This is a genomic window from Nitrosospira sp. TNL300, assembly GCF_055385915.1.
On record NZ_AP041005.1, the window covers coordinates 2,149,635 to 2,166,502 of the forward strand.

Genomic DNA, 16,868 nt, shown 5'->3' on the forward strand with positions numbered 1-16,868 from the left:
TACCTTCAGTCGGCTATGCTCTATCGGCCTGGGCAAACCACGGGGCACGTGCCGCCATGATCAACTGCCTGGCCCGTTCAGTATCCATCTCGACCATTTCCACCAGATCATCCACGGCCAGGTCGGCCAGGTCTTCCTGGGTGCTTACTCCTTTAGCCGCAAGTTCACGCGCGGTCTGGCTGTCCATGCCTTCCAGCGCGAGCAGGTCTTCCGCAATGTGCTCCACTTTTTCCTCGCTCACGATGGCCTCGGTCAACAACGCGTTGCGAGCCCGATTGCGAAGCTCGTTGACGGTCTGTTCGTCAAATGCCTCGATCTCCAGCATTTCGCTGAGCGGCACGTAGGCCACTTCTTCCAGGGTAGTAAAACCTTCCTGCGCCAGAATGTCCGCCACTTCCTCATCCACATCCAGTTTTTCCATGAAGAGCTGGCGCAAAACCGAGAATTCCTCTTCATTTTTTGCCTGCGACTCTTCCATCGTCATGATGTTGAGCTCCCAGCCCGTCAATTCCGAAGCCAGCCGGACATTCTGACCCCCACGTCCGATCGCCTGGGCAAGGTTGCCTTCGTCCACGACAATGTCCATGCTGTGTTTCTCTTCATCCACCAGAATGCTGCTGATCTCGGCAGGAGCCAGTGCATTGATTACGAATGTGGCGGGGTCATCCGACCAGAGGATGATGTCTACCCTCTCACCCGCCAGTTCGCCGGTCACCGCCTGGACTCTGGAACCTCGCATTCCTACGCAGGTGCCGATCGGGTCCACCCGCTGATCATTCGACTTCACTGCGATCTTCGCACGCGAACCAGGATCACGCGCTGCCACCTTGATCTCCAGCAAGCCCTCCTCGATCTCAGGCACTTCCAGCTCAAACAGCTTTATCAGAAATTCCGGCACGATTCTTGACAGGATTAACTGCGGACCTCTCGTGGTACGGTCGATCCTGTGCAAGTAAGCGCGCACTCTATCCCCGACACGCAGATTTTCCTTGGGGATCATCTGATCACGCGGCAATATGGCTTCCACCCTGCCGGATTCGATAATCGCGTTTCCGCGTTCCATGCGCTTGATGGTCCCCGTAACCATATATTCCTTGCGCTCGAGAAAATCGTTCAGGATCTGCTCGCGTTCGGCATCACGGATTTTCTGGAATATCACCTGTTTTGCCGCCTGGGCGCCGATGCGGCCGAATTCCACCGGTTCCAGGATCTCTTCGATATATTCGTCAAGCTTGATTTCAGGATCTTGCTGCAATGCCCCGCTCAGCGATATCTGACGGGCGGGGTCCTCCACCGCATCGTCTGCCACCACCTGCCAACGGCGCAAGGATTGATAGTCTCCTGTCTGGTGGTCGATCGATACGCGCACGTCAGCGTCCTCGTTAAAACGCTTTTTCGTGGCGGACGCCAATGCAAGTTCAAGTGCCGCAAAAACAATGTTCTTCTCGACATTCTTTTCGCGCGCCAGTGCATCCACCAATAGCAAAACCTCGCGGCTCATGTTATCTCCAGCCAGTTACTCATAATTACAGTTTCGGAACGAGGCGAACCTTCTCAAGGTTATTGAGTTCAAGATCCAGCATTTTTCCATCTACTTCCAGTTTTAAAATCCCGTCCTTCACTTCGCGCAAAATGCCGACAAAATTTCTTTGCCCCTGTAACGCCACCCGCAGCCTGAGTTTAACGGACTCTCCCGCAAAGCGGATAAAATCCGCTGTCTTTTTCAGAGGCCGGTCGAGGCCCGGCGAGGATACTTCCAGCCTGTCATAATCCACGTTCTCGACGGCGAGAAGCCGGCTCAGATGATTGCTGACAGTCACGCAGTCATCCACGTTCACACCATCGGGCTTGTCGATGAATACCCGCAACAGCTTTCCCCCTGGCGACCGCTCCAGGTCAACCAGTTCATAACCCAGTCCTGCAAGGGTCGGTTCGAGCAATTCGTACAGATCCATAGTGCTGATACAAACAAAAAATGGGCTGAAAGAAGCCCATCGTTATTGTTCTATTTTAACAAACATTTATGATCGGGGAAATAGGAACTGAGTTCCGCTTTCATGATCAACTGACAAAAAATCTGTCAAAAAGTTTTTTCTGCCAACATGTTATAGAAAAAAAACGGCAAGCCTGCAAGGGCGGAGCGCAATACGCGGATTTGCCATCGGCATGCATAAAGGGCGGATCGGTATGAAAAAACTTATTACGAAAAGCGCCGAATGATACAATTTAACAGCCGAAACAGAAACAAAAATATTCAGGGAGGTAGCTGTGGCGACGATTCAATCCATCCTCAATGAAACACGAACCTTTACACCCTCCGCTTCGTTCGTGGAACAGGCGAATATATCCGGGAAAGAATATGATGCCCTTTGCGCAGAGGCTGAAAAGGACGAGACAGCGTTCTGGGCCAGACTGGCGCGGGAGCACATTTCCTGGCACAAACCATTTACCCGCGTGCTGGATGAAACCAATCATCCGTTCCTCACCTGGTTCGATGACGGAGAACTGAATGTTTCATACAATTGTCTCGATCGCCACCAGGCCACCCAGCCGGACAAGGTTGCACTTATTTTCGAGGCGGATGATGGCGCCGTTACGCCCTGCACCTACCAGGATCTCTACCGCCGCGTATGCCAGTTTGCAAATGGTCTCAAGTCACTGAATATCAGGAAAGGTGATCGCGTCGTTATCTATATGCCGATGAGTATTGAAGCGGTAGTGGCAATGCAAGCCTGCGCGCGCATAGGTGCGACACATTCAGTCGTGTTCGGCGGCTTCTCCGCCAAAAGCCTGCATGAACGGATTATTGACACAGGTGCGGTAGCCGTGATTACTGCGGACGAGCAATGGCGCGGCGGCAAGATCAACCATCTGAAAGCCGTTGTCGAAGATGCGCTTGGCAGAGGTGGGTCGGATTCGGTGAAATCCGTCGTAGTCTACCAGCGGGGCAGTGGTGACCTGCAGCTGCACGCCAATCGCGACATCTGGTGGCATGATCTCATCCGGGATCAGAGCGAGACCTGCGAGCCCGAATGGGTGAACGCCGAGCATCCCCTATTTACGCTCTACACCTCCGGTTCCACCGGCAAACCAAAAGGCGTGCAACACTCTTCCGCGGGCTTTCTGCTGGGCGCCATCACGAGCATGCAATGGATTTTCGACTACAAACCCTCCGATATCTTCTGGTGCACAGCCGACGTAGGCTGGGTCACGGGACACACCTATGTGACTTACGGTCCGCTCGCCGTTGGCGCGACCCAGATCATATTCGAAGGCGTTCCTACTTATCCTGATGCGGGCCGCTTCTGGAAAATGATCCAGGATCATAAGGTGACCACGTTTTATACAGCACCCACTGCCATCCGCTCGCTTATAAAACTCGGGCCTGATCTGCCGAAACAATATGATCTTTCCTCGTTGCGCCTGCTCGGTTCAGTGGGCGAACCGATCAACCCGGAAGCCTGGATGTGGTATTACACGACCGTTGGCCAATCCCGCTGTCCGTTGGTGGATACCTGGTGGCAAACCGAAACAGGCGCTCACATGATCGCCCCCACACCTGGAGCAGTAACGCTCAAACCCGGTTCCTGCACTTTGCCGCTTCCCGGTATCAAGGCCGGTATCGTGGATGAAGCGGGGCATGATGTACCGGTCGGCAAAGGTGGTTTTCTCGTGATCAAGCGCCCGTTTCCTTCCCTGGCCCGCACGTTGTGGGGTGACCCGGAACGCTTCAGAAATACTTATTTTCCGGAAGAGCTTGGCGGTAAATACTATCTCGCGGGAGATTCAGCTCACTGCGATGCAGACGGCTATTTCTGGATCATGGGGCGCATCGACGATGTGCTGACTGTTTCCGGTCACCGTTTAGGGACAATGGAAATCGAATCGGCACTGGTAGCGAGTCCCCTGGTTGCTGAAGCCGCGGTGGTAGGCAAGCCGGACGAAATCAAAACCGAGGCTATCGTGGCTTTTGTGGTATTGAAAGGTGCGCGTCCGAAGGCGGAGGACGCTCATCGCATTGTCCAGGAGTTGCGCAATTGGGTATCGCAGGAGATCGGTCCCATCGCCAGGCCTGATGAAATCCGGTTTGGGGATAACCTGCCGAAAACCAGATCCGGCAAAATCATGCGCCGGTTGCTGCGTACGCTCGCAAGGGATGAGGAAATAACCCAGGATGTATCCACTCTGGAAAACCCGGCGATACTTGAACAATTGAAACAGGTGGTAGCGTAGTTGGGGAATCTGCGTCTCGGCCAGTTGCATGATGGCGCGCGATCTTCGGACGCCGAGCCTGGAATGACTTCATCGCCCTCTATTTTGCCTCCGCACATTTCCCATCTTCCCGGCCTCACTGATTATGAAAATGGCATCAGCGCCATTGATGCCGATTATTTGCGCCCCGGGCTGGCTGCAATTCACCTGATTGTGGAAAACGGCAAAGCTGCGCTGGTGGACACCGGAACTTCATCTTCCGTTCCCGGTGTACTGGAAGTGCTGCAGAAAAAGAATCTGGCTCCCGCAGATGTGGCATACATATTTGTTACTCATATCCATCTCGATCATGCGGGAGGTGCGGGAGAATTCATGCGCCATCTCCCTAACGCCAAACTGGTAGTGCATCCGCGTGGCGCTCGCCATATGGTAGACCCGGCGCGTCTTGTCGCCAGCGCGATGACCGTCTACGGCGAAGCGGAATTCAAGCGCATGTACGGGGATATCCGTCCGATAGATGCGAGCAGAATCATCGAGGCGCCGGATGAATTCAGGCTGGATTTCAACGGCAGGCCGCTACTGTTTCTCGATACGCCGGGACATGCGCGTCACCACTACTGCATCTTCGACGAGCAAAGCAATTCCTTTTTCACCGGCGACACATTCGGCCTTTCCTATCGGGAATTCGATGTCGATGGCATGGAGTTCGTGTTTCCGACGACCACTCCCGTGCAGTTCGACCCCGTTGCGGCGCATGCCTCACTGGATCGGCTCATGAGCTACAACCCGTCTTACGCCTTTCTCACGCATTATGGCCGCATCGCGCATCTTCCGCGCCATGTGAAGGAACTGCATGACCTGATTGACGCGCACGTGTCGATCGCCAGGAAGCTGCGCAACGTGCCTGACAGGCATGCAGCGTTGGTAGGTGAACTTGGCGAGCTGTTGTTGCGCCGGATCGTCGCCCACGGCTGTAAATTACCGGAGGAAGAGATTCGTAACCTGCTGCGCCTGGACGTCGAGCTGAATGCGCAGGGCTTGGAAAACTGGCTGGATCATTCCGAGGGGAAAGGTTGAACCGCACCACTCAGACAGCTGCTATATTAACGGCATGAGGAGAGGATAATAAAAAGCGGATGGCTATGCGCTTCCCACTTCCATCTGCCTCACCCTCTCAAAAAAACAAACCGCTGCCGCAGCCGCGGCATTCAGTGACTCCGCACCCCCCGGCATGGGGATAGTAATCCGTTCATGGGCAGCCTCAAGCAGCTCATCCGTCAGACCGGCACCCTCGTTCCCGAACAAGAAGGCTACCGGCCCGGTCAATCGCATCTGGTAAAGACTTTTTTTCGCACCCAGTATGCTTGCAATCACCTTGCCTCTGAACGCCCGCGCAATTTCTGCCAGGTTGGCACCTTCGTGTACTCGAACAAGGAAATGAGCGCCCATGGCGGCACGAAGCGTCTTCGGCGACCAGGCGTCGGCACAGCCGTTGGAAAGATAAACATCGCTCGCACCCGCCGCGGCGGCGGAACGCAGTATGGAGCCTACATTGCCAGGGTCCTGTATCGCTTCGAGCAATACCCAGAAGCTTTCTGCCTGCCCTCTCTTTTGCATGGGAATGGCTTCAGGAGAAGGGATCGGTACCACAGCCATGAGGCCGGTTGCAGTCTTTACTGTGGAAACTTCGCGGAATAACGAGTCCGGCAGAACCATCACTATCGCTTCCCGGTTGGCGCCGCCGCCTTTTGTCACCTGCGTCACTTTTGTTACTTTTTCCAGCAGGAACCGGATTTCCGGATTTTCACGCCCGGTTTCGCTCACGACCAGCTTTTCTGGCTCTCCCAGCGCAAAATAAGCTTCAACCAGATGAATGCCGTCAAGGAGTGTCAATCCCGCAATTCGCCGTTGCCGGGATGATTCCTGCAGTTTAACCAGTTCTTTAAAGGTGGGATTATCGCGAGAAGTAATAAACTTCATTGAGGAGTGGAGTTATCGGCGAAGCCCGCCATCGCCCTCCCCGTTTCCGAACCCATCTCGAACGGTTCCATGGGGATGGCCTGGTACCTGACTTCCAGAATCTCCAGTTCTTCCGTTCCCCCGGGCGCATGTAATGTCACCACATCCCCTTCGCGCGCTTTGATCAATGTACGCGCCAGCGGCGAAACCCAGCTTATGTAGCCCCTGGTGGTATCGATCTCATTCACACCGACGATGGAAACCGTTTTCTCCTCGCCTTTCTGATTGGCATAGGTAACGGTGGCACCAAAAAATATCCGTGTTTCATCTTCCCGGGGCGTGGATGGATCGATGATTTCCGCCATATCCAGTCGTCTGGTGAGAAAACGAATGCGCCGGTCGATTTCGCGCAGGCGCTTTTTGCCATAGATATAATCCGCGTTCTCCGAACGGTCGCCGTTTGCGGCGGCCCAGGAAACCGTTGCGGTTACCTGGGGACGTTCCCTGTTCATCAACCACAAAAATTCGTCCATCAGCCGCTTATGCCCCTCCGGAGTGATGTAATTTTTTGTGTCGGAAGGTAATGACGGCAGAGCATCCTCGTTGCCTTCTTCGTCAAGGTCGTCAGGCCCGCTTTCCCTGGTAAATGCCTTGCTCATGCTTATTCATTCAATCTCATTCAATCGATCAGCAATCGGATCTGGTCTTGTGACAGACAGGCGTAATGCCCGTACCTGTTTGACCAGATCCAGACCAGAAATCCAGACTCCCAACTGTTTTCGCGATGTTTTTACACCTCGTCCAGCATTCTCCGCGCTTCTTCCGCAGCCCCAAGCAATCCGACTTTTGGATTCATCACCACATGTACCGGAATTTCCTCCATTAGCCCGGAAAAGCGTCCCTTGTCGCGAAAGGCTTTCATGAAACCGCCTTCTCTCAATTTGTCGATAATTTTTGGCGCAATCCCTCCCGCCACATACACACCACCACGGCACAGGCCCGTCAGGGCCAGATTGCCGGCGTATGCCCCGTAAACCTCGACAAATAAATCCATTGCTTTCACTGCTAGCGGATGCTTGTGGTTGAAGGCGAGATCGGATATACGAGCGGCATCATCTTCATCCAATTGCAGGGGCATCCGTTCGCGGCTGTCACCCGATTCTTCCTGCAGAAAACGAAAAACATTTGTCAGTCCCGGTCCGGAGAGTATCCGCTCGACCGATACGTGACCCAACCGTTTTCGCAGATGATGCAACAACCGATCCTGCAACTCATTCGCTGGCGCAAAATCAATATGTCCGGCCTCAGTGGGCAGTGCTGAGTAGCGTCCATCTTGCCATGTGAGCCATGCCACTCCCATGCCCGTACCCGCACCCAGCACGACTCGCATCCGCTCGGCATAAGACTGACCGCCCTGCAGTGTCAGCAGGTCGTTTTCCGGTAGGCTACCCACCCCCGATGCCACGGCTGCGAAATCATTGATGAGTTTGAGCTTGGGAATAGAAAATTCCGAGGAGAGCGCCGCGGAGTTCATTACCCACGGCAAATTTGTGACAGCCACTTCCTGCCTGGCAATTGGCCCCGCTACCGCGAAACAGGCGCTCACAGGATTGCCATCGGTATCGAGCGTGGAGATTTCATTCATAAAGTCCCGGAGCATATCCGAAAAACTCGAATAGGCCGAGCTCTCATAGCGCTGTTCACAGCGTACCCGGACATTGCCGTCTTTCAGTTCTGCCGCCTGCAGCAAGGTCTTGGTTCCGCCAATGTCACCACTGATGAAATATTCGTTCACGATTCACTCCATCGCTGTGCAGGGTTCTGACGATAAAACAGCGCGAGCTGTTCATATACTGCCGGGAAATGTATTCTGACAGAGAGAGGCATTTCGAAAAAAGCTTCACTGATTACCGCGAAGAATTCTGCCGGACTCTCGGCCGCATAAGGGTCTATTTCCATCACCTCCCCCTCGTCGATACTCCTGCAAAAATCCATATAAGCTTTACTGAACGTTTCACTCCATGCCTGCTGGCTCATGTCCGGATGTATGGGAGGAAAACCGTTGGCCTCCCCATTCAGCATATCCAGCTTGTGGGCGAATTCGTGTATGACGACATTGTATCCTTGGCTGATCCCGGTTCCTGCCATAGCAGCCGCCGTATCTTCCCAGGAGAGAATCACCGGTCCGCCCAGCCAGGATTCGCCGGAGGCAGGCTCCACTGCATGATGCACGATGCCGTCCTCGTCCACATATTCGTAATCGCGAATAAATTCACCTGGATAAACGATGATTTCTACCCAGCCATCGTAATAATCGAGATCGAGATTCAGGATCAGAATGCATGCCTGTGCAGCGATCAGTACGCGCATTTCGTCGGTGATCACCAGCCCGTGGGCGCCGCTGACTTGCTTGACGTGGAGAAACAGTATGACGCATTCCCGTAAGCGCTCGAGCTCAACCGCATCGAGCGCACGCAGGAATCGCAGGTGTGCTATCGCGTTCTGCCAGATATCATCGGGGACGGATTGATTCTCGATGATACGGCGGCGATACCAGGTTTTGATGTTCGAGAGCATGGGGGATTCTGGATGTATCCTCCTGCATGTGATGCCCGCCGGGATTTATCTGGAAGCTTCCTCGTCCGTCGGTTCCATCACTGGCGTTTCCATTTCCAGTTGAGGCGGCTCGAGATCCACAGCCTCTATGCGGGCAAAACGTTGGCTTATCTTCCGGCTTGAAACATGCACCTCTTCCACGTCCTGATTGGCCTGGCGGATATGGTCTGCAAGTTTTTTCATGCGCTCGTCAAAGCGTGCAAAATCCTTGCCCAGCCTGGACAGTTCGTTCTTGATGATGTGTACCTGCTCGCGGGTTTCGATATCCTTGAGCACGGCGCGCGCGGTATTCAGTACCGCCATCAGGGTGGTAGGCGAAACTATCCAGACCTGCTTCTGCATGGCGTAGTCGACTATGTCCGAATGGTAGGCATGAATTTCGGCGAAAACAGCCTCCGCGGGAACGAACATCACCGCCCCGTCACAGGTTTCAGGTGGCAGGATATATTTGCCGGCAATGTCATCCACATGTTTTTTCACGTCTGCCTTGAACTGCTTCTGGGCCAGGGCACGGCTCGTTTCATCCGTATGACGATCGAACATGCGATGAAAATTTTCCAGCGGAAATTTTGAATCCACCGCGACCATTCCCGTTGGAGGTGGCAGCTTCAGCACGCAATCGGCGCGGCCGCCGTTGGAAAGCGTATGCTGCATTTCGTAAGCAGAGGGCGGCAGGATATTGCGAACCAGCGCCTCCAGTTGCACTTCGCCAAATGCACCGCGCGAGCGTTTGTCGCCCAGGAGTTCCTGCAGGCTCACCATATTGGTGGTCAGGCTGTCGATCTTTTTCTGGGCTTCATCGATTGTCGCAAGCCGCGTCATGACGCTGGTGAAAGTCTCGTTGGTTTTCCTGAACCCTTCGTCGAGACGTTCCGCCACCCGTCCACTGATCTGGTCCAGCCGCGCTTCCACCGTTCCCCGCAGTTGATCGGAATTCCTGCCCAGGACTTCGGAAAGCCGGTTGCCCTGGTTTGACAGTCCTTCATGCAAATCCTTGAGCATGTCGCGATGCTTGTCTTCCATCAGCCTTGCCTGCTGTCCTAGCAGTTCGCGCACCATGGTCGAGAGCATGCCTAGCCTGATCACCAGGTAGGCCATGGTGACAAGCAGAATCGCGGCAGCAGTAATGATCAGCAGGTAGTCTTGCATTATTTTCTGAAGTATACCGGAGAATGGTCTTTATCTGCCTGCTTTTACTGATCAGGAGAAAAACCATCGGTTGCCCTGGAAAGGCATTCCATCAGGCAGCGGACCGAAACCTGGAAATCGGAATCGGTGACTGAGCATAGTATGTAGCATGCTGCATTTTCCAGTGCTCCAGAAGTTATCTTGCACGACCGGCTTGATACAATTCGCTTTGCATCTGGAGCTTCCGCCATCTCTCCTGGCGCTGCTTGGAGCGCTCCTCGTAGCTGCTCAATCGCTGCTTGCTTTCATGGCTTTTCTCGGCCCGCTCCTTCCGCGCCTTCCTGCCCGCCCGACGCCTGCTCTCCACAGATCTTTCCTCTCCCGCGGCATCTTTCGGTCTAACCTCCTCTGAAGCCTCTTCCCATGGGCGCGATTCTCTTGGATTCGGCTGCAAGGGTTTCGTCTCCAACGGATTGGCGGCCCACGGACGCGCTTCCCAGGGCTTTGGCTCGCCGCTTTCCTTCCCGCGCTGTTTTGTCTGGGTTTTCTGAGGCCCTGGCTTTCCCCACGGATTATCGTCAGATGCCGCAGCGGGCTGTACGATCAACATCGCAAAACCGAGCAACACCATCAATCGGGTAAAACATATGTTCATATTCCATTACCCCCTTTCAAAAGGTAACAATCCAATCATCGTTTATATCAGCCGCCCCTGTTGCGCAGGATAAAAAATTTTCAGGCCATCCGTCTGCGCCCATGGAGTCAGTGAATGCGGTTTTCGTCCGTGGCTATCGATGATGTCTTCCACCCGCACGCCACGGACGACAAGCGCGTCCGCAATCAATGAACGATGGCATCGCCAGGGAACGGCTTCGGCGCACATCAATGCGCAACGGTCATGCGCAGCGAGCTCGATAACGCGGTTCACATTTTCCACAAATTCCTGAGTTTGCATATAGTCCGCATAGCCACGGAAGGATGCATTGCGCCAGCCCTCATTGATCGAATCCTTGTGCGCATGTCGAAGCCCACCCAGACCGGGTAAATGAGTGTACTTGATACCCACTGCTCGCAGAGAGTCCGGCAGGGTTTCCTTGTTGAACTGGGGATTATGTCGCGAACGCGGTACGGTTCGTACATCGAGCAGGTGTGTAACTTCGTTTTTTTTCAACAGATTGACGAATTCCTCAAGCGGATGGGTGGAATGTCCGATGGTGCATATCAAGGGCTCTGCATCGAAGGAATCTTTCATGCTGTTCGCGGTGGCTTCCATAGGAGCGCTAAAAATCCAGTCTGTAGTAGACCCCCACACCGGGAAGGTACGATCTGGATTAAATCCGGCTTGTTAGGGCCTGTTTTGTGATGAATCAGCCGATATTGCTTGCTATCGCTATTGCCCCGCCACTGTCATAGGTGAAAAAACACACCCGAAGCGGGAGGCGCTGAGTTTCACGTCCGCCCGTGCCCACGCCTTATTGAAACGCTGTTCAACCAGCGCCGCCCGCTCGTTTTTGCCCTGTGCGCGCAGAGCTTGCAACAGGCCATAAAGCGCCCATCCATTATTGCGATTGCGCCGCAAGTCTTCCCAGTATACTGTCTCGGCTTCGGCGGGATGACCTGCTTCGAGCAACAGGGCTCCCAGCGTCAATCGCGGGGGCGCCTGCCATTCCGGCGGCTCGGTGTAAGCCAGCGAATCCTCGAGACGAACCGCCTGCTCCAGATACGCAATGGCGGAATCGAACTGTCCGCGCGCAGCGGCAATCTCGCCGGCGAGGACCGCGGGACCGATGCTCAAAACCGAGCGCGCCGTGTTGACGGAAAGAAGTCTCCCATCGAGCGAGTCATCCTTCATGATCCTCCGTAAAGCAGCCAGCTCCTGCTCAGCCTGGGGCAACTGCCGCTTGGCGACAAAGGCAAGGCCGCGGGCATAGTGCCATCCGCCTTTCAGAAACGCATTGCTTGAGGGAGGCTCCGGTTCCTGAAGCATTTCGTCCCATTTGCCAAACCTCGTAAGCGCCCAGTAAGGTACCACCCGGAATATTCCGGTCATGGGCATTTCTTTCAAAACCGCGTCGTCGATGGTGCTCGCGACCTTTCTTGCCGATTCGATCGCCAATTCGCTTTGGCCATCGGCAGTCGCAACAGTCCAGAGGAAGTGAATATTGTGGGGAAAATAGGCCATCGCATAAAAGCCATGCTCATGCTGCCGGACGAGATACCTCTCATCGGCCGCGATTGCACGCTGATTGGCATTTATTGCATCTTCATAGCGGCCCACGCGCAGGTAAATGTGCGACGGCATATGTATCAGGTGACCAGCGTCGGGCATCAGTGTAAGCAGCGTATCGGCTGCCCGCTCGGCTCGCTCCGGCATGTTGGTTGGTTCCATGAGGTGGATATACATGTGTGTCGCGCCGGGATGCCGGGGATTGCCTTGCAGCACATTCTCGGTAACTGCGACGATTTCCCTTGTCCCTTCCAGGGGATAGTCATCGCGCATCCAGTAACCCCACGGACTGGTATTCATTACCGATTCGACAAAAAGCATCGCGATATCCTGATCACCGCGAAAACGCCGATGTACCTCTCGCATAGCATTTGCATAGGCTTTGTCGTTGGCCTTTCTATTTTCGGGATTGCCGGTGTACCGCTTTTCCAGAGCCCCGATCAACGCGCGCTCCCTGTCAGACGCGCCTGAACCGAGAGAAGCGGCCCTTCTGACCAGTTCCAGCGCTAACGCTTCGTTTTTTGCCTCCATGGGCGCATTGATATTGGGTCCGAGCACGAGCGCCTGCCCCCAGTAAGCCATTGCGAGAGCAGGATCCAGCCGCGCCGCCTCCCTGAATGCACGTCCCGCTTCCGCATGATTGAAAGCATAGGAGAGATTCAGGCCCTGATTCATATACTGCTGCGCCAATTGGTTGCCAGTGCTGACGGGAAACGTATGCGAACCGAGATTCAGCAGTCGGGGAGCCCCGTAATCAACGGCCATTCGCTCACCCAATCCTTCCTGTTCCTGATGACGACGAGTTGCGTGGTCTCCAGTAGGCCCTCCGACCTCGCTGCTTTGTCCATTCTGGGCAAAAGCACCGGAGGTTGTCCCGATCATGGACATTATTACCAGGGCAATGAAATGAAGAACGTAGGCTTGCATTGATCTCTCCTTGTCAGCCGGTTATCACCGATTCGACTGCTTCCGATCGAAATTCAGAAACCGTATTTTGGTATTTTGTTTTGATATGCAGCAATAACGAGACAACAAACAAATAACCCCAACTCAAAAAGCGTTACAAACGAATATCCACGATATTCATCCGTAAAATTTTGCTGCCGGAGGGCGGATCTTCCGCGGACATGACGGATTTGAAACATGACTCATAGCGGCAACTCGTGGGGCAACTCGGACAACTCGTGGCGCAGTTCCGACAGGCGGGCCAGGCAAAAATGAATGAAGGCCAGCCCTGCCAGCACAGCGGCGAACAGGTTTAAAATCGGCACGAATTGCACCAGACCCGCGAGCAGCCCCAACCCCCACAACAGAGGCCGGTCCCTGGAAAATATAGCTTGCATTTCTTCCTGTGTGGCATGTTCCGCCAGCGCATCGTAGCGAAACAGACGCTGGTTCAGATAGGCGGCAGCAACAAACGGGATGACCACGCCTGCACCCACCAGCCATAATGGGAGGGTAACCAGCCAGATGGCAATGAAAATGGCGAGAGCAATCAGCGCATTGAGCACACTGCCGGCGAGCGTCCCGCCTTTTTCGCGTTTGAGTAGCGGATAGTCGCGACGCGCAACCAGGCCGATCAAGGCAGGCATCGCGAACAGGGCGGTAATCACGAGTGCGGTCACAAAAACCAGCGGCACAAACAGAATCAGATGTGCGATCGCCTGGATTCCATAAGCGATCCCCCTCGGTTCAACGCCTTCAAGCCAAGTCTGGATACCGATCGCCGTCAGCGCCTCGGCTATCCAGCCGGAGAAAGTCCCCCAGAAGGCCACGCCCAGAACCACCCACAGCAGACTTGCTGCGAGAATAGGCCAAACGATGATCCATAGCACCTGAAACTGAAACAAATCACGAAATGCCCGTGATAACGCCTGAAATATCGGCTCCACACTTTCCCCTTCCAAGTACCGGAATTCGGCCATGAACGAGAGCTGGCATTATGCAAACTGCCGAATTGACTGTGACTCGTCTTCTGCCGCACTTTTCAATCCCGTTCAAAAATCACAACGAACTCATGGTAAGCCACGAATGACTGCACGCCCACCCCAATCCCGCCGAGCCCTCACTCTACCTGATTTATAGTTGAAAAATTCAGTTATGGCTGGATTGACGATACGCAGCATGATAGACGGAACAATACACGGCAGAAGTGGCGGCGATGAAAGGGGATTAAAAGCTTAACTGCTCAACTATTCGATTCCGCCCTCACATCGAGGATCCCAGTTATACGCAAACGCGTTGTACCATGTGCTATGTTCCCAGATTTCACTACATATCTCGCCGCAGATTTTTCGCTCGAATCCGCACATGCCTCCCAGCCGAAAATGTGCCGTATAGGCGCCTGCCGCGTCGCCCCCCTTCAGTTCGATAACCACGCGGCCATTCTGCTCAGAGACATGCAGCGAACGGGTGTTGGTAAGATCCCTATAGAATTTCTCCGGGATGTGGAACCGCTGTCCGTCGATGAAAACAAGAAAAGCTTCAGTCACGAACCGCGGCACACCGCTATCCATTCCCCACATGCCACCGTCGGTTTCACGGCACTCACCGCTTTTACACTTGCGCTCACGGAAAATCACCCCTACCTTTTTGCCGGAAGGAAGAGCATGGTTTTTTTCGTGCTGAAAGGGCAGCGCTTCCTTTTGCGCGAGAACCGTGTGGGATACGAAAAAGGATAGACCGGTCAACGCAACGGAGAAGAGGGTAAAGCGCAAGACACTTCGTTTCAAGGGACTCAACATCGTCGGATTGATGCGTGGAGCATTACTGCCGCCTGCCGCACTGCTCCCCCTACTCGATTTCAATGAATATTTTCTGGGTCTCGGCTGCGGTTTTCATTTTCTCAAACAGGCGAGCGAATGCAGCCCTGCTTTGTCCGATGCAGTCGACACCTTTGGTTTCGCCCACCAATATGCACCCTTCTGTATTCGCCGGGATATTGCCGGGATGTATCCTGACGCCTTCAAAATTTGGCACGTTCAAGAGAAGCGGAAGGGGTTTTTGAAACCTTTGGGAAAAATTGATGACAACCTCGTATTGCCCCGCGGGAATCGCGGTCTTGCCCTTGATCTTCACAGGCCTCACCTTGTCTTCCAGTGTGTAGCACTCGAACTGTCCATCGACTGACAGCTCACCTATCGTACTGTCATCGGAAAATTCCAGTCTTTTTACACGCAGGTCCATCTCGCTTCTCCTTCATATTTGTACTTATATTGGAAAGGATAGCCGATGTGGAGGATATTTGAGTCGGCAAATTTGACCCGGCAAACAGGCGAGCCATGACTACTATCCCGTCAATCCATGGAGTACTCAGAGAGTGGACAGACTCGTTGTCCTCCGCCAGGTAGTGCCATGAGGTCCGTCTTCCAGAATGATGTTAGCCTCCATCAATTCCCTGCGAATGCGATCCGCCTCCCGATAATCCTTGTTGGCGCGCGCAACCAGCCGCTGTTGAATCAACTGCTCCACCTTTTCAGGTGCAAATGCCGAATCTTCCGTGGAACCCGCCTGCTGGAAATATTGCCGGGGATCCTGCTGGAGCAATCCCAGCATCCCCCCCAGGGCTTTCATTAAGGCGATATCCCCGGGTAGCCGGGTTTTATTGACTTCGGTAGCGAGATCGAAAAGCACGGCAAGAGCATCCGGCGTGTTGAAGTCATCGTTCATCGCTTCCCGGAAACGCGATGCATATGCGTTATCCCAGTCTATTTCCATTTCGTCGTGGGCTCCGCTTCCCTTGAGCGCGGTATACAGTCGATCGAGAGCTCGCCCGGCGTCTTCCAATTGCGTATCCGAATAGTTGAGCGGGCTGCGGTAATGAGCGCGCAGGATAAAAAAACGTACCACCTCCGGCTGAAAGTGGGCGAGGATTTCGCGTACGGTAAAAAAGTTGCCGAGCGACTTGGACATCTTCTCGTCATTGACTCGCACGAAACCATTATGCATCCAGTAGTTGACAAAAGGATGCCCGTGCGCCCCCTCGCTTTGTGCAATTTCATTTTCGTGGTGGGGAAACTGTAAGTCCTGGCCACCACCATGGATGTCGAAGTGTTCCCCCAGATAATGCTCGCCCATGGCCGAGCATTCGATATGCCAGCCCGGCCGCCCCGGCCCCCATGGCGAATCCCACCGGGGTTCGCCGGGCTTTGCCGCTTTCCACAGCACGAAATCCAGCGGGTCGTTTTTATGCGGATCGACAATTACCCGCTCGCCTGCCCGCAGCTCATCAAGGGATTTTCCGGAAAGCTTTCCATAACCGGGAAACTGGTGAACCGCATAATATACGTCGCCGTTGGAGGCAGGGTATGCCAGCTTTTTATCAACCAGAACCCGGATCATGGCAATCATGTCTTCCACATGGCGAGTGGCACGCGGCTCCCATGAAGGCGGCTCCACCCCAAGTGCTGCGGCATCCTCCTCCATTGCCTGGATAAAACACGCGGTCAGCGCTTCAATAGATTCGTTATTTTCCTGCGCACGCCTGATAATTTTGTCATCAATATCGGTAATATTACGTACATAAGTTACATCAAAAAGGTTGGCGCGAAACCAGCGCTGCACCATATCGAATACCACCATCACCCGTGCATGGCCGAGATGGCAGTAATCGTAGACGGTCATTCCGCACACATATATTTTGACCTTCCCCGGCGTTAGCGGGATAAACTCCTGTTTTTCTCTGGTAAGAGAATTATGAATTTTAAGCATCTGGGGGAGATTTTGA

The 16,868-nt window shown here is 54.1% G+C and carries 16 protein-coding genes; 2 read left to right on the forward strand and 14 right to left on the reverse strand.

Annotated features, from left to right (window positions below):
* Positions 1-13: 13 nt before the first annotated feature.
* The gene (nusA, locus tag ACZ5BW_RS09745) at positions 14-1,501 is read right to left on the reverse strand and encodes a transcription termination factor NusA (protein WP_464539371.1); all 1,488 of its coding nucleotides are present in this window, start codon (positions 1,499-1,501) and stop codon (positions 14-16) included.
* A 25-nt stretch (positions 1,502-1,526) separates the two neighbouring features.
* Positions 1,527-1,955, reverse strand: a complete 429-nt coding sequence (gene rimP, locus ACZ5BW_RS09750) for a ribosome maturation factor RimP (RefSeq protein WP_464539373.1) — start codon at positions 1,953-1,955, stop codon at positions 1,527-1,529.
* A 313-nt stretch (positions 1,956-2,268) separates the two neighbouring features.
* Between rimP and acs the strand changes: the two genes are divergently transcribed.
* Together acs and ACZ5BW_RS09760 are read left to right on the forward strand one after the other, a co-directional pair.
* Entirely contained in the window at positions 2,269-4,233 is a 1,965-nt protein-coding gene (gene acs, locus ACZ5BW_RS09755; protein WP_464539375.1) for an acetate--CoA ligase, read from the forward strand.
* 63 nt (positions 4,234-4,296) lie between these two features.
* Positions 4,297-5,289, forward strand: coding sequence for an MBL fold metallo-hydrolase (locus ACZ5BW_RS09760; protein WP_464539377.1), 993 nt, complete (start codon positions 4,297-4,299; stop codon positions 5,287-5,289).
* Positions 5,290-5,352: 63 nt separating this feature from the next.
* Here ACZ5BW_RS09760 and ACZ5BW_RS09765 read toward each other — a convergent pair whose 3' ends face one another.
* The 12 genes from ACZ5BW_RS09765 to cysS all read right to left on the reverse strand — a co-directional run bounded on the left by ACZ5BW_RS09765 (position 5,353) and on the right by cysS (position 16,852).
* On the reverse strand, positions 5,353-6,192 hold the full coding sequence (locus ACZ5BW_RS09765) for a TrmH family RNA methyltransferase (RefSeq protein ID WP_464539379.1): 840 nt from the start codon (positions 6,190-6,192) through the stop codon (positions 5,353-5,355).
* Positions 6,189-6,830 (reverse strand): transcription elongation factor GreB, encoded by a 642-nt coding sequence (gene greB, locus ACZ5BW_RS09770; RefSeq protein ID WP_464539381.1) that lies wholly within the window; start codon positions 6,828-6,830, stop codon positions 6,189-6,191. Before greB ends, ACZ5BW_RS09765 begins: the two co-directional genes overlap by 4 nt.
* A 131-nt stretch (positions 6,831-6,961) precedes the next feature.
* A complete protein-coding gene (locus tag ACZ5BW_RS09775; protein ID WP_464539383.1) occupies positions 6,962-7,966 on the reverse strand; it encodes a glucokinase in 1,005 nt (334 codons plus the stop codon).
* On the reverse strand, positions 7,963-8,748 hold the full coding sequence (locus ACZ5BW_RS09780; protein ID WP_464539385.1) for a M90 family metallopeptidase: 786 nt from the start codon (positions 8,746-8,748) through the stop codon (positions 7,963-7,965). The genes ACZ5BW_RS09775 and ACZ5BW_RS09780 overlap by 4 nt, the downstream gene beginning before the upstream one ends.
* 45 nt (positions 8,749-8,793) lie before the next feature.
* Positions 8,794-9,936 carry a DNA recombination protein RmuC gene (locus ACZ5BW_RS09785; protein WP_464539387.1) on the reverse strand — a complete coding sequence of 381 codons (1,143 nt, stop codon included), beginning with the start codon at positions 9,934-9,936 and terminating at the stop codon, positions 8,794-8,796.
* Between the two features lie 175 nt (positions 9,937-10,111).
* Positions 10,112-10,570: a hypothetical protein gene (locus ACZ5BW_RS09790; protein ID WP_464539389.1), complete on the reverse strand. Its 459-nt coding sequence runs from the start codon at positions 10,568-10,570 to the stop codon at positions 10,112-10,114.
* 42 nt (positions 10,571-10,612) lie between these two features.
* On the reverse strand, positions 10,613-11,188 hold the full coding sequence (locus tag ACZ5BW_RS09795) for a DUF488 domain-containing protein (protein ID WP_464539391.1): 576 nt from the start codon (positions 11,186-11,188) through the stop codon (positions 10,613-10,615).
* Between the two features lie 117 nt (positions 11,189-11,305).
* Positions 11,306-13,069 (reverse strand): tetratricopeptide repeat protein, encoded by a 1,764-nt coding sequence (locus tag ACZ5BW_RS09800; RefSeq protein ID WP_464539393.1) that lies wholly within the window; start codon positions 13,067-13,069, stop codon positions 11,306-11,308.
* Positions 13,070-13,290: 221 nt separating this feature from the next.
* Positions 13,291-14,034, reverse strand: a complete 744-nt coding sequence (locus ACZ5BW_RS09805) for an EI24 domain-containing protein (RefSeq protein WP_464539395.1) — start codon at positions 14,032-14,034, stop codon at positions 13,291-13,293.
* A gap of 300 nt (positions 14,035-14,334) precedes the next feature.
* On the reverse strand, positions 14,335-14,949 hold the full coding sequence (locus tag ACZ5BW_RS09810; RefSeq protein ID WP_464539397.1) for a hypothetical protein: 615 nt from the start codon (positions 14,947-14,949) through the stop codon (positions 14,335-14,337).
* On the reverse strand, positions 14,936-15,328 hold the full coding sequence (locus tag ACZ5BW_RS09815; protein WP_464539399.1) for a DUF5675 family protein: 393 nt from the start codon (positions 15,326-15,328) through the stop codon (positions 14,936-14,938). The genes ACZ5BW_RS09810 and ACZ5BW_RS09815 overlap by 14 nt, the downstream gene beginning before the upstream one ends.
* Positions 15,329-15,454: 126 nt before the next feature.
* On the reverse strand, positions 15,455-16,852 hold the full coding sequence (gene cysS / locus ACZ5BW_RS09820) for a cysteine--tRNA ligase (protein ID WP_464539401.1): 1,398 nt from the start codon (positions 16,850-16,852) through the stop codon (positions 15,455-15,457).
* Between the last annotated feature and the right edge of the window lie 16 nt (positions 16,853-16,868).